Genomic DNA, 14739 nt, shown 5'->3' on the forward strand with positions numbered 1-14739 from the left:
TCTCGCCGTCCTCCTCTGCGCGTGGCGTTGAACACCACGACCTTGGCACATTGCGATGCCGTCTAGGGAGGGCGGCAACCACTCCATCTGACTTGTCCTGCGGTCATGAAGAACTTCAGCGGACGCCCCTTTTCGCCCGCAGGCGCGAAGCCGTGCGATGCGCCTTCAGATATGTCGCGTCGATCATGATAGCTTTCTGCTCGGTCCCTTTTGCGGCCAGACCCTCCATCATCCGGGCATGTCGCCCCACCGCTTCCAACGGTTGTATAAGGTCTTGGGAGGGCCATACTCCCGCGGCGCATCGCACCAACGCAAGCCATTGCGATTGATGAATATTATACCGCTCAAAACCCGTCGATCATCAACCTTGGGCTTGCTGTGGCTCTTCGGGAAAACGGCCTCAGCCGCTCCAGTTTCGGCACATTCGAGAACGCTCCGGGGAGCATCGAGAGGCGTCTGAGGAAGCTTTCGGGGCGGGGGAATGGTTTGTCTGCTATGAGGCCGGGCCGACAGGATACACTCTCAACCGGCAGGTGCGGGCCATTGGCTATGACTGCTGCGTGGTTGCGCCGTCGCTGATCCCGGTGTGCGCTGGCGACCGGGTCAAGACGGACCGGCTGGGTGTCCTGCGCCTGCTGCGCGCAGGCGAGCCAGGGCCTGTCTGGGTCCCTGACGGGACGCATGAAGCGATGCGCGATCTGGTCCGGGCGCGGGAAAGTGCGGCAGAAGATCAGCGTCACAAGCGACAGCTCGTCTCATGGGTGAACCTATCCATTCGCATCTGACCGCCCTGCCCTATGCGGCCCATTCCTGATAGAGCGGCCATTCTCCAAGCAGGTTGAGCATGGCTCCTCCATTCTGCCTCACCTGATTGCAGATAATGTTTCTGACGCTGACGCAGCGTTTTGCTCGTAAGCATGCCGGTCAGATTGCAAGGATTGTCACGACATCCCAGCAGGACTGGCAGACATGAGCATGCACCCTTGCCAATGGAGGAACCCTGCGCTGCCGTCCGGAACGGAGGCGACCTGGACCGCCGCCTGTGTGGAACACGCCCATGCCCGTTCCATGGGATCGCAGGACTGTCCTGTCACACCAGCAGCACCACCCTGGTCGCGTCCATGGTGACGCTGCTGATGAACGTGGCATCCGCCACAGCAATCACTCTTTTTGTTTTCGGTCTTTTGTCTCGGGCTACAAGGTCTTGGATCAAAGGCCGTATTCCGCGTGACGGCAAGATCATCGCGGTCGACGGCCTTGATCTTCACTATGTGGATCGCGGCGTGGGCAGGCCGATTGTCCTGATCCACGGTTTGTCGGGCCAGTTGCGGAACTTCGCACCGGCTTTGGTCAACAGGCTGGCCGCCGATCATCGCGTCATCCTGATCGACCGCCCGGGCTCGGGTTACTCTGCGCCGTTCCCCGCCGGGAAGAACACTCTGGCAGGGCAGGCAGACAAAGTGGCCAGCCTGATTGCCGAGTTGGGTCTGAACGCCCCGCTCATCGTCGGCCATTCCCTGGGCGGCGCCGTAGCGCTGAACCTTGCGCTGAATCATCCCGGTGAGGTCGGCGGGCTGGCGCTGATTGCGCCCGCAACGCAGCCAATCGACAAGCCTGCTTTGGCGTTCCGCGCGATGGCGATCCCATCGGATGTGCTGCGGCGGTTGGTGTCGCTGACCTTTGCGGCGCCTTTGGGGCTGCTGATCTTCGACCGCTTCGCCCGGGCGGTGTTTGCGCCGGAACCCATGCCGACGCAATTTGCCACCAAGGGCGGTGGACTGCTTGTCATTCGGCCGGATAGCTATTTCGCAGCCGGCGGGGACATGATTGCCGTGAGGGAGGCACTGCCCGTTTTGGCCGCGCGCTATCCGTCCTTGCGGATGCCGGTCGACGTACTTTTCGGGCGCTCGGATCAGGTTCTGGAACCGGATATTCACGGTGTCAGGCTGCGTGACGCGGTTCCGGGTGCAACGCTGACACAGATCGAGGGGGGGCACATGATCGTCTATACCCGTCCTGAAATCGTCGCCGACTGGATTCTGGCGCAGGACACGAAAAACGTGCAGATCGGGCGACTCAATGACTGACATGGCGACATCGACTGACGAGGCGACGCTATTCACCAACCAAGCCGCGGCGGCCTTTGCCTTGCAAAAGGCGGGTGTGATTGCCCGTCGGCAGCTATTCGGACCAGCCGAACGCCGCGACGCACTTGAAAGCCTTGCCGCGGCCATCCGACAGAACGAGGCCGCGCTGATCGCTGCCATGGCGGCTGATTTCGGCAAGCCAGAGGCGGAAATCATCCTGACCGAACTGATCCCCGTACTGCAGGAAATCCGCCATGCGTCACGGCATCTGAAGCGCTGGATGCGACTCCGCCGCGTCTTGCCGACATTGGCATCCTTCGGCACCACAGCGTATGTCCGGTCAGAGGCGCGAGGCGTCTGCCTGATCATTGCGCCGTGGAATTATCCGTTCAGCCTTGCCATCGGCCCACTGGTGTCTGCGCTGGCGGCAGGCAACAGTGCGATCATCAAACCATCCGAGATGACGCCGGCCACATCTGCGATCATCGCACGCATGATGAAAGACGCCTTTCACCCAGAACTTGTGACCGTCATCGAAGGCGGCGTCGCGGCATCGACGGCGCTGCTGGCTTTGCCATTCGACCACATCTTCTTCACCGGCAGCCCTGCGGTCGGCAGGATCGTCATGGCCGCGGCGGCAAAGACGCTGGCGTCGGTTACGCTGGAACTGGGTGGCAAGTCGCCCACAATTGTCGGGCCGGATGCAGACATCCGGCAGGCAGCGGCCTGGATTGCATTCGGCAAGTTTGCCAATGCCGGCCAGACCTGCATCGCACCGGACCATGTCTTTGTTCACGCATCGGTCAAGGACGCGTTTCTGGCAGCCCTGCGCGAACGTATCCGCAGGGCCTACGGCGACGGAGCTGCCAGCCCGGACCTGGCTCGGATCGTGAATGATCTTCAGGCCCGGCGACTGTCAGGACTGCTGCGCGATGCCCTTGCAAAGGGGGCCCGGGTGACGCTGGGGGGCGCGGTGCACGATTGCCATATGGCCCCGACGCTGATCGAGGCGATCACGCCGGAGATGGACATTGATCACGACGAAATCTTTGGTCCCATCCTGCCAGTCATCGTTTATGACGACATCGACGCAGTGACGCATCAGATCAACGCCCGCACAAAACCTCTCGCGCTGTATGTATTTGACACATCGCGGGCGCGGATCAATGCGATCATCGCGGCCACAAGCTCTGGCAGCGTGGGTGTCAATCTGACGATGGCCCAGTTCACGCATACGGGGCTGCCGTTCGGGGGCGTGAATACCTCTGGCATCGGCGCGGCGCATGGACATGCCGGGTTTCGTGCCTTCAGCCATGAACGCGCCGTGATGATCAATCGCTATTCGCCGCTGCCGATGATTTTCCCACCGTACACACCGCGGGTGAAGCGACTGATCGGCCTTTTCAAAGGTATTCTGGGGTAGATATGTTCGATTATATCATCGTCGGCGCCGGTTCCGCCGGTTGCGTCCTCGCCAACAGGCTGTCAGCGGACCCCGGAACGCGGGTCTGCCTTGTCGAAGCAGGCACGCGCGACCGGAACCCGTTGATCCACCTGCCCTTGGGACTGGCGCTGCTTGCCCACAACAAAAAGCTGAACTGGGGCTATAAGACAGCACCACAGGCTGCGCTGAATGGCCGGCGCCTCTATTGGCCGCGCGGCAGGACACTTGGCGGATCCAGTTCGGTCAACGCCATGATCTATGCCCGCGGCCATCCTGCAGACTACGACGGCTGGGCGGCTGCCGCCGGTCCGGCGTGGAGTTGGGACCGCGTGCGCGCCCTGTTTCTGCGAATGGAAGGCAACACGGCCCTGTCGGATGCGCACCACAATACGACCGGTCCGCTGTCGGTCAGCAATTTGCGGCACGTGAACCCCATGAGCCGCGCTTTTGTGCAGGCCGGAGTCGAGTGTCATTTTCCCGAGAACCCCGATTTCAATGGCGAGTGCCAGGACGGAGTCGGCATCTATCAGGTCACACAGCGGGACGGCAGACGCTTCAGCGCGGCCCGCGCGTTTCTCGGCCCGGCGCGGGATCGCCCCAACCTGATGATCGAAACCGGGGCACAGGTTGAACGCGTGATTTTTAAGGAACGACGTGCTGCCGGGGTGCAGATACAGGGTCGCGTGCTGCAGTTGAATGCGGGGGGTGAAGTGATCCTGTCGGGCGGTGCCATCAACTCACCGCAGATCCTGATGCTGTCAGGCATAGGCCCGGTGGCAGAGCTGGCGCGTCACGGTATTCCGCTGTTGCACCCTGCGGCGGAGGTTGGTGAAAATCTGACGGATCACCTCGATATCACGGTCATGTCATCGACCCGAGGACGCGAACCAATGGGAATGGCCCCCAGCTTTCTTCCCCGTGCTGTCAAGGCCGCCTGGCACTTCGTGACCAGCCAGACGGGCGAGTTGACATCGAATGTGGCCGAGGCCGGGGGGTTCATAAAATCCGATCCGTCGCAGGTTCGCCCGAACCTGCAATTCCACTTCCTGCCGGCCTTGCTGCGGGATCACGGCAGGCAGATCACCTGGGGGTATGGTGTGACCCTTCATGTCTGCGACCTCTTTCCAAAAAGTCGTGGCCGCATCCGGTTGAACAGCAACGATCCACTCGCCCACCCGGTGATCGAGGCGAACTATCTGACCCATCCTGACGACATCGCCGTCCTGCTGAAGGGCCTGCGGATCGCCCGTCGCGTTATGGCCGCACCTGCCCTGGCCAACCTCCTCAAGACCGAGCTCGCGCCGGGCGAGGCCCTGACAACGGACACAGACCTGACGGCGGATATCAGGGCCCGGGCCGAGTCCATTTACCACCCGGTCGGCACGTGCCGCATGGGTCAGGACGCGGCCTCTGTTGTCGATCCGCAGGCTCGCGTGCGGGGGGTGAATGGCCTGCGGGTCGTTGACGCCTCCATCATGCCGACAATCATTGCGGGAAATACGAATGCGCCGACGATGATGATCGCGCAAAACGTGGCCGACATGATGTTGAAGTCCGGCACGGAAAGCCGAGCCCATGGGGTTCACTCCATACCCAGGCGCAGTTCTGGTTGAAAATCAATGCCATAGCGGCTAGATGGCGGGTCATTGAAAATGCCAGAATGTGCGCGTTAAGGATGTTTCTCGCATTCTGCGGCATTTTGACCTGTGCCTTTGTGCATTTGTGGTTAAATGCAAATGACTGATCAAAAATTTCAGGCACTTTTGCCAGCCCATAACTGAATCATACATCTGCAATCTGGGGACTTAAGCTTGTGATATGCGCCAGGAAAACGGAGTCGCCGCAGCCTGTGGACGCAGGTGAAGCCGCACTTTTCCAGCATTCTGGGCGCAGCCGGTTTCTTGAAGAACTGGCGGCGTCTGTCGAGGCGCAAAGTGCTGCGACCGTTCTGTGTGTGCTGGATATCGACAAGTTCCGCTTTTTGAACGCTGTCGTCGGATCTCAGGTGGCAGATCTCGCCTTGCAGCAGATTTTCGAGGTCTTGCGGGGTCATCTCGGGCCAGAGACACTGATTGGGCGCACCGGTGACGATGAGTTTTCTGTGCTTCTCTCAGGCGGCGACCTGCCAAAGGCCCATGCACAAACCGTCTCGCTGATGGAAGCCCTGGCGCGCTATCAGCTTGACTGGTGCGGCCAGGTGTTCAGGTTCACGGCCTGTGCGGGTCTTACGGTGGTGTCACAATCGCAGACTGCCGCAGACGCGCTTCATGCCGCAATGACCGCTTGCTGTGCCGCAAAGGATATCAGCCCGGGCAGCATCGTGGTCGCTGACGAGGCAGAGAAATTCCTGACGCGGCACTACGCAGATGCCCGCATCCTGACGGGGCTTCAGTCGGCCATGGCCGTCGACAGGCTGAGGCTTTATGCGCAGGAAATTTTCAGTCTTGATCCGGCCGTCGGAACCACGCTGGAATTTGAACTGCTGGTGCATATGGTTGATGCCGATGGCACCGAATTTCCACCGTCAGCGATCATTCCGGCCGCCGAACGGCATGGCTATATCCGCGACCTTGACCGCTGGGTGATGAAGGCGGCGCTGCTGGAGCACGCAGACCTGTTGCAACGCAACCGGAATATCACCCTGTCGCTGAACCTTTCAGGCCAGTCTTTGGCTGACCCCACGCTCTGGCCTTATGTCTCGGCGTTGTTTGCAGAGTCTGCAGTATCAGCGTCGCGCATACAGTTCGAAATCACCGAGACGTCAGCGATCAGCGATATGTCTGTGGCTATGTCATTTGTGCAGTCGGTGCGCGCACTCGGGTGCAGGGTGGCCCTGGATGATTTTGGGTCGGGCTTGTCGAGCTTTGTCTACTTGCGCACCTTTCCGGTCGATTGCATCAAGATTGACGGAGCCTTCGTCGCGAATGTCACCGATGCCAAAAGCACGGATCGCGCAATCGTGAGCGCGATTGTCGGAGTGGCACGCGATCTGCAGCTTACAGTGGTGGCCGAGCATGTTGATAGTGCCGAAATCCTGGCCACCCTGCGGAAACTTGGTGTTCACAAAGTGCAGGGGTATCTGATTGCCGAACCCCGCCCATTTCGCGAAATGTTTGAAAAGTCGTCCGATTAAACTTTTGGTTGTGTCCTTTTGCCCACGATTGGCTGTTCTGTCGGCGTTAACACTTGTTTATGAATTGAGCTTGTCAGCAATCCATCAGCTACTCTGGCTGACAGCAGGATGAGAGATGCCAAGCGAGGGTCGAGTTTTGAATCACGCCGTTCCGTGCCGTCTGGCAACGTTTGCCACTGTGCTCTGGCTTTGCGCGTGCAATGTCGTGCCCCCTCAGCTTCCTCCCATGCTGGGCGAGGTGGAAGAAACCACGCAGTTTGTCACGGTTCCTCTGGGGCAAGCGTGGGTTAACGCTCCGGGGGCCGTGATCGTGACAGAGCGCGGACTGGTCAACAGCCTGGAGCAGCGAATCGGGCTGGTGAACAGGACGGCTGTCAGAGGGGACAATATGCTCACCTTGCGGGCACGGGTGGTTCAGGGCCAACAAGAGGGCCGCTTTCGCTTTGATGAGTTCCTGCGCCGGATCGGCGGTTTGCCGGACCCTTTCAGCACGTTGAAATCCGGCGATCTTTTGACTGGTGAGGATGAGTTGGGACCATATTTCTGGGCAGAAAACAGGGTTGGCGGGAATACAATCTGCGTTCTTGGCCTGCGCCGACTTGGCACCGGAATGCGCCAGATGCCAGGCGACACCAATGTGATGGATGTCATGCTGCGCAACTGTGTGGCCGGCGATGCCGAGCAGGCGCTGGAACCGATCATGGCCGCCAGTATCGGCTACATTTCCGGCGTGGCGACGACGCAAGACAGTAGGGGAATCGAGATGTTGTCACCTCTTGCGGGTCCGACGCCGCAATGACGCCCTCATTTTGCTGCACAATCGACATATATGCATTTATGGCATTTCCAACGGGAGCGATCGGTTGAAACAGCGCCGCCTCAGCGGGCTAGCCCTGCTTTTAGTCTGGGCCTTGTTGATGGCCCCGACCCTTTTGCTGGCATCCGTGCCGTCGTCTACAGCTGCGCAGGCGTTGCTGGGGTTTGTGGCGATCGTGATCGTCGTCCTGCTGAAGCCCTTTGCCACCAACACCATTGCGCGCTTTGCGCTTCTGGCGGTCGGCAGTGTGATTGTCATGCGCTATTGGATCTGGCGGCTGACTGACACACTTCCCGAAGCAGGGCTGACCCCTTCATTCGTGCTGGCCACCATTTTGTTTGTCATCGAAACCTATTCGATCATGGTGTTCTTCTTGAACGCCTTCATCATGGCTGACCCGACCGAACGTGCCTTGCCGCCAAAAGTGGCGGTGGACAAGCTGCCAACGGTCAACATTCTGGTTCCGTCTTATAACGAGCCGACCGAGATGCTGAGCGTCACGTTGTCGGCAGCCAAGAACATGATCTATCCGCGAGACAAGCGCGTCGTCGTCCTGTGTGACGATGGTGGCACGGATCAGCGCTGCAATTCTTCCGACCCGGAGCTGGCGCGCCGGTCACAGGAACGCCGGGCCGAATTGCAGCAGCTGTGCCGTGACCTTGGGGTCATGTATTCCACACGGGCGCGCAATGAGCATGCAAAAGCCGGAAACATGAGTGCTGCGCTGGCAAAGCTTGATGGCGATCTGGTGGTGGTGTTTGACGCCGACCACGTGCCGTCACGGGATTTTCTGGCAAGAACCGTGGGGTACTTCGTCGATGACCCAAAACTCTTTCTGGTCCAGACGCCCCACTTTTTCATCAACAAGGACCCGATCGAGAGAAACCTTGGCCTGAAATGCCCGCCCGAGAACGAGATGTTCTATTCGATGATCCACCGGGGGCTGGACCGGTGGGGAGGGGCCTTCTTTTGTGGATCAGCCGCCGTGCTGCGCCGCAAGGCACTGGATTCTGTCGGCGGGTTTGCCGGTGAGACCATCACCGAAGATGCCGAGACGGCGCTTGAAATTCATTCCAACGGCTGGCGCAGCCTGTATCTTGACCGCGCCATGATCGCGGGGCTGCAACCGGAAACCTTTGCGTCCTTCATCCAGCAGCGCGGTCGCTGGGCGGCGGGCATGATGCAGATGCTTATGCTGAAAAACCCGCTTTTCCGAAGCGGCCTGCATTTTCTGCAAAGGCTTTGCTACATCAATTCGATGTCCTTCTGGCTGTTTCCGATCATCCGGTTGGTCTATCTGATCGCACCTCTCAGCTATCTGTTCTTCGGGGTGGAAATCTTTGTTTCGACCTTCCAGGACGCGATGGTCTACACGCTCAGCTATATGGCGGTCAGTTTTCTGATACAGAACGCGATGTTCGCCCGCTATCGGTGGCCGTTGATCTCCGAGGTGTATGAGGTTGCCCAAGCTCCGTATCTGGCCATGGCAATCTTTCGCACCATCCTGAAACCACGCGGGGCCAAGTTCAACGTGACCGCAAAAGATGAAACGCTGGCTCATGATTATATCTCGCCGATTTATCTGCCGCTGTTGATCCTGTTCCTTTTGATGGTTGCCGGTGTGGTGGCGCTTGTCGTGCGCTGGATCGCTTTTCCGGGTGACCGCAGCGTGCTGGGGGTTGTCGGGACATGGGCGGTGATCAACTTCTTGCTGGTATCCCTGTCCCTGCGCGCCGTTTCCGAAAAGCAGCAGCGCCGCAGTTCGCCGCGCGTCGATATGGAAGCGCCGACAACTCTGTGGTGGGATGGATCGGGCGAAACACCGCTCGAAGGGGTGGTTCTGGACGCATCGACCAGTGGCGCGCGCATTCGCATTGCCGCGACTCCAAAGGGCAAAGCAGGCCTGCGGATGGTCACCAAGGGTGAAACCATTGAGTTCCGCCCAAGATTTTCGGACGCGGCCCATCTGGAGCGTCCGGTAAAAGCCGTGGTCCGCATGATCACCGATACCCCCGACGGTCAGGTGCTGGGTCTGCTTTTCCTGCCTGATCAGGCTATGGAGGTGCGTGAAACGGTGTCTTTCCTGATTTTCGGTTCCAGTGAGAACTGGCTGAAAATGCGTGAGGCGACACGCGCCAAGAAAGGGCTGATTGCGGGTATTGTGTATGTGGTCTGGCTCAGCGTTTCATCGCTGCCGCGCACGATCGGCGATTTCATGCGGGAGCCTGATCGTCGCCGCCGCTCGGCAAAGATGGCGGCCCATCAACCCAAGTCAGCGCATCTGGTCGCCTTTGGGGCTGATTTCAAGGAAGACATGGCGACAGAAGACCCCGCCACCCTGCAAAGCGCCGCCTTTATCGGGGGGGATATGCGATGAACGCCCTGCGCGCGTTCGCCATAGTCTTGCTGATGCCATCGTTGGTATCCGCACAGGCGACGGATACGCCTCAGATTCAGCTTCAACCTATGGACCCTCAGCAGGTTGCGCCTGCAGCCCCCGACGCCCCCGCGGCTCCCGGTGAGGAGCCCCGGATCGACCTTGCACCGCCCGTACCGGAAGCGGGCGGCACTCAGACCGTCGCCCCTCCGGAACCGATGGACCGCGATGTGGGGGCACCAGCGACGCCCACCGAAGCCCCGACGCAGTCGCTGCCCCCCGCCGGCTGGATGATTGCACTTACCCCGGCGGCACAGACTGTTCCGACAGAGGTCCGCATTGGCATCAGCATGCCAGCGCCGAGGCAGTTTCGACTGAGCGGTGAAAATGCCAACGCTGACTTTCTGCTGACTCTCCCCGATGGCGTCGCACCCCCGTCCGACCTGCGGCTGGCGCTGCGATCAAGCGTCAATGTTTTGCCAGAAGCGTCGACGCTGGCGGTGCGGATCAACGACACCGACGCGGGGACGATCACATTGGACACGTTTGGCGAGTTTTCCGAGAAGATACTGCCAACGGCTGCCCTGGTGGCCGGGGTGAACCGTATCAGTCTTCGCGCGGTCCAGAGCCACCGCATCTTTTGCGGCCCCGAGGCGTCTTTTGGCGTCTGGACCGAGGTGGATCTTGGCAACAGCGGTGTCCTGATGGACCCGGCGCAGGTGCCTCTGAATGCGCAGGGTTTTCTGGCCGCGATGCAATCGCAGGTGGCGCGCGGCGGAGCGGTTGAAATTGTTGTGGATGATGCAACCGATGTGGGGTTGATCCGCGACGTTGCCAGCCGGATCACCGACATGCTCGGTGGCGCACCAAGGCTTGAGGTGATGCCATTCTACGCCATGCAAGCCGGACCAGAGGCCCGCGCGCGGATTGCGCTGATCAATGCGCCATTGCCAAAAGCGTCTGTGCGGCGCGGGGCCGGCGGTGCCGTTGTCTTGCAGATTGAACATGCGGGCAAAGAGGCCCCCGATCTTTCCATGATGCTTCCCGAACGCCCGTCTGAGTGGGGTGTACCCGCGCTGACGCCGGGCCGTCCGACACTGCTTGCCGAGCTTGGGGCAGGCGATGTGTTGGCCAATACGCACTACTTCAGGAAGGATATTGATTTTCTGCTGCCCGAGGACTGGTTGCTGCTCGCCTCACAAAAGGCCGAGTTTACCTTGCATTACGGTTTTTCGGGTGGTCTGGCCGAAGGCGCGTTGCTGCTGGTCAAGATCAATGGTGAGACGATCCGCCTGTTGCCCCTGGACCGTGACGGCGGGCAGGTTCAACCGCCACTGGATATCATTTTTCGCGCCAACCGGTTGAATCCCGGCATCAATACTCTGACACTTGAAATGTCGGTGCCTGGCGATCCTGCGGATCTGCCCTGCACACCCCGCAGCACGGATATGCTTGTTGTGCTGTCCGACAGCACGTTGAATGTGCCACCTTCGCCAAAGATGCAACAAGCGGATATGTCACGCAGTCTGTCGCGCCTGGGCGGGGCGGATGTCAGCATCCCCAGCCAGGTGGCGGCATCCCCCGCCGGATCTGCCGCGTTGCTGGCCTTTGCCGCGCTGCTGCGTCCGCTGGTCACAGACGGGTCAAAGGCAAACCTGTATGTCGTGGGTTTGGATACCGTGGGTCTGGTGCCCACAGGTGAAACCGGTGTGACGCGGCGCATGCTTCAGAATGCCGTCTATCCAGCGCTTGAAGCGACCATTGCGCCAGCGGTTACACCCCAGGCCCCCCCCGAGACGCCCGGCTACAGTCTTGCCACCGCTGATGGCGTTTCTGCCACGGCCGACCCTGTCGCGCCGGATCAGGACGTGTCCCCACAGCCGGACAGCGGGGCCTTCGCGCCCTACTCCTGGGCGGTCCGCAAGTTGGACGATATGCGCACGTTTTTGATTTCGGACACCATTCCGCTGGTTGACTGGCTGACGGACAAATCCGGTCAGGCGCTGTTGCTACAGCTTGATCCTGAGACGCCGGATGACATCTGGCTGGTGGCGGGGCCGAACATCACGATGACCGAACTCGCCAGACAGGTGGATGAATTCAGGCGCAGCGGACGCAGCCAGGCGCATGTGCAAGCCGCGCTGTTGCAGGGCGATGGCACCTGGGTCACATGGTCCGAGATGCGCCGTCCTGTGTTGCTTGAAGCGTTGTCACCGTCGAATATCCGTGCGGTGCTGGGGAACTATGCGTCATGGTCGCCTTTGATCTTCATGTCGCTTACCCTTTTCCTGGCGTTGCTTTCCGTCATTCCGGCGCTGTTGTTTGTGCTGATGACACGTCGTTCAGGGAGCAGGACATGAACCGTCGCCGTTTCATCAGATCCCTTGGTGTGGCCCTCTCCGGCTTGGCGCTGCCTCAGGGGGCCTGGGCACAACAGCCCCGGTCAATTGCCGGTGCGATCCCGCCGGGACACGCTTTGCAAGCCTCTTGGCAGGCGTGGAAAACACTGTGTCTGAGGCCGGACGGCCGGGTGATTGACGGCTTTCAGAATGAAGACAGCCATTCCGAAGGCCAAAGCTATGGCCTGACGCTGGCTGCGGCCTTTGATGACGAAGCTGCCTTTGAGAGCATCCGGATCTGGACCGAAGAAAACCTGGCCATCCGGGACGATGCGCTGCTGGCATGGCGTTGGCGGCATGATCAGCGTCCGCATGTGCCTGACGATAACAATGCAAGCGACGGTGACCTGTTCTATGCCTGGGCCCTCTCGGCCATGGCCGCGCGACACGACCGGCCCGAACTCGCGCAGCGCGCCCGCATGATTGCACAGGATCTGGTAAGCGTGTGCAGCGTGCCGCATCCAAACGGCAGTGGCTCACTCTTGTTTCTGCCTGCACAGCAGGGGTTTGCGGCAGACACAGGGTTTACCATCAACCCGTCCTATTACATGCCGCGCGCGATGCGTGAGCTGGCTGCTGCAACCGGCGTCAGCCAGTTGCAGCGTCTGGCCGATGATGGCGTCGCGCTGATGACAGACTTGGCCGAAAGCGGGCTTGTTCCTGACTGGGTGACGATCACCGCAGACGGCTGGGTGCCGCCACCCGAGCGGTTTTCATTCAATGCCGGATATGAAGCTATGCGCGTGCCGCTGTTTGCGGTGTGGTCGGGCAATCCGGAGCAGCCGTCGGCCCGCCGCTATGCCGCCGCAGCCCAGACAAACCCTCCTGACGAGACGACAACCGTTTTCGAGCGCGGGAGTGGGGCCTCTCTCGAACGCAGCCCGCACCGCGGTTATCAGGCCGTTGTAGGGTTGGTATCATGTGCCGTATCGGGTAGTGTAGGGGCTGCCATTCCTGCATTTGCCACCGATCAGCCCTATTATCCGGCAACCCTGCACCTTATGGCCCTTGTGGCTCAGGCAGAGATCTATCCTCAATGTGTGCCAATATGATCAGATACGCGCTTGTCACTTCGGCCGCCCTGATGCTCGCGCCAACGCCTGCGCTTTTCGCGCAGACCGGGACAGACAGCCCTGCTCCGCTTTTTGACCCGACGAAAGTGGTGACGCCATCCTTCACCGATACTCAGGCCCTGAACTTTTATCTGCAGCAGAATGATCAGGTCTCTGCCGAAGCAGAACTGCGACGGTTGCGGACGAAGTTTCCTGGCTGGGTGCCACCAGATGACCTGAGCAGCTTGAGCATCACGCAACCCTCGACTGAAATCGACACGATTTATCGTCAGATTGCCGCCGGAGAGCTTGTTGAGGCCGGCAAGACGATCCAGGAAACACAGGCTGCATATGCAAACTGGGCAGTGCCTGCCGACATGATCCGCCTGCTGGAAACTGCTGAAGGGCAGATCATGCTGGACAAGGCGCTGGATGCCGGGAACGCGGCGGAAGCACTCGAAATTGCCAGCAACACCGATGGGTTGCTGCGGTGCGACCGGGTGAACAATGCGTGGCGGATTGCCGAGGCGCAGGCGGCGCAGCAGGCGGCATCGGCGGCCTTGGGCACCTACAGCGCCATTGTCAGCGCCTGTACGGGATTTGAAAGCATTGTGTCCACGCTGGAAAAGTCTGATGCAGTGGCGACCGAGGACGAGCTGAATGGGTTGTTTGACATCGCGCTGTCACGCTTCCCTGAAGCCCAAGATGATTTGGATGCTTTGAAGACCCGGTTGATGGAGGGGCGTGGCGGGGCACCGGTGCAAATCGCCATCGCAGCCGAACCCTCTGCGCGACCAAGGGCGAGGCCGAGTGCGGGACCGACAACAGGCATGCCTGCGCCAGCCCCCAGTGCCCCGGTTGTGGTAGAGGTCGGGCGGGACGCACCACCCTCCGCAGCGCCGAGCGGTGGTGGGTCTTCAACAGGCAGCGGGACACAATGCCTTGCAGCCACCAATGGCGCCACATCGCCGACGCGTCTGGTCGAACGCGGGTGGTGCGCTTACGATCTTGATCGCCCGATGGAGGCTTTGGCGGCATTCCAGAGTGCCGAAGCCCGGCTGTCCGGCGCACAGCGCCGGGATGCCCGCTTTGGTATGGCGCTGTCTTATCTGAAGATGAACATGACGGAAGAAGCCGCCCGCATTGCCGCCACCACCCAGCTTACGCGCCAGCAGCGCGTGGACACGGAATCGATCATTCTCGATCAGCGAGGCGTGCTGGCGTACAAGAAGAAGCAGTACCGAAACGCAATCGCCTACTTTGATGCGTTGGAACAGGTGTCAGGCACCCTGCGCCGGGATCTGGCTCTTTTGCGCGGGTATGCGTATCTGAACTCGGGCAACCGCGCCAAGGCGCAAAGCTTGTTCCAGACGCTTCACAACCAGTTGGCGACCTCTGAAACCAATAGGGCGCTGGATGCTGCGCAGTGA

9 protein-coding genes and 1 pseudogene are annotated in these 14739 nt (G+C 60.4%); 9 read left to right on the forward strand and 1 reads right to left on the reverse strand.

Going from position 1 to position 14739, the window contains the following annotated elements; all coding sequences use genetic code 11:
- Nucleotides 1–118 precede the first annotated feature (118 nt).
- Nucleotides 119–446: pseudogene (locus tag J2X53_RS19920) on the reverse strand (transposase); the annotation flags it as partial.
- 471 nt (nt 447–917) lie between these two features.
- Here J2X53_RS19920 and J2X53_RS19925 point away from each other — a divergent pair.
- The 9 genes from J2X53_RS19925 (at nt 918) to J2X53_RS19965 (ending at nt 14739) form a co-directional block, all read left to right on the forward strand.
- Entirely contained in the window at nt 918–2087 is a 1170-nt protein-coding gene (locus J2X53_RS19925) for an alpha/beta hydrolase (protein WP_349039247.1), read from the forward strand.
- Between the two features lies 1 nt (nt 2088).
- Nucleotides 2089–3510, forward strand: a complete 1422-nt coding sequence (locus J2X53_RS19930) for an aldehyde dehydrogenase family protein (RefSeq protein ID WP_349039248.1) — start codon at nt 2089–2091, stop codon at nt 3508–3510.
- 2 nt (nt 3511–3512) lie between these two features.
- Complete coding sequence (locus J2X53_RS19935; RefSeq protein ID WP_349039249.1) at nt 3513–5144, forward strand: GMC family oxidoreductase N-terminal domain-containing protein; 1632 nt, start codon at nt 3513–3515, stop codon at nt 5142–5144.
- 236 nt (nt 5145–5380) lie between these two features.
- A complete protein-coding gene (locus J2X53_RS19940; protein ID WP_349039250.1) occupies nt 5381–6664 on the forward strand; it encodes an EAL domain-containing protein in 1284 nt (427 codons plus the stop codon).
- A gap of 205 nt (nt 6665–6869) precedes the next feature.
- Nucleotides 6870–7463: a hypothetical protein gene (locus tag J2X53_RS19945; RefSeq protein ID WP_349039251.1), complete on the forward strand. Its 594-nt coding sequence runs from the start codon at nt 6870–6872 to the stop codon at nt 7461–7463.
- A gap of 64 nt (nt 7464–7527) precedes the next feature.
- Nucleotides 7528–9858, forward strand: coding sequence for a UDP-forming cellulose synthase catalytic subunit (gene bcsA, locus J2X53_RS19950; RefSeq protein ID WP_349039252.1), 2331 nt, complete (start codon nt 7528–7530; stop codon nt 9856–9858).
- Nucleotides 9855–12218 (forward strand): cellulose biosynthesis cyclic di-GMP-binding regulatory protein BcsB, encoded by a 2364-nt coding sequence (locus J2X53_RS19955; protein ID WP_349039253.1) that lies wholly within the window; start codon nt 9855–9857, stop codon nt 12216–12218. Before bcsA ends, J2X53_RS19955 begins: the two co-directional genes overlap by 4 nt.
- On the forward strand, nt 12215–13309 hold the full coding sequence (locus tag J2X53_RS19960; protein WP_349039254.1) for a glycosyl hydrolase family 8: 1095 nt from the start codon (nt 12215–12217) through the stop codon (nt 13307–13309). Before J2X53_RS19955 ends, J2X53_RS19960 begins: the two co-directional genes overlap by 4 nt.
- Entirely contained in the window at nt 13306–14739 is a 1434-nt protein-coding gene (locus J2X53_RS19965) for a hypothetical protein (protein ID WP_349039255.1), read from the forward strand. Before J2X53_RS19960 ends, J2X53_RS19965 begins: the two co-directional genes overlap by 4 nt.

The organism is Pseudotabrizicola sp. 4114 (assembly GCF_031457365.1).
In the GTDB taxonomy this organism is placed as follows: domain Bacteria; phylum Pseudomonadota; class Alphaproteobacteria; order Rhodobacterales; family Rhodobacteraceae; genus Pseudotabrizicola.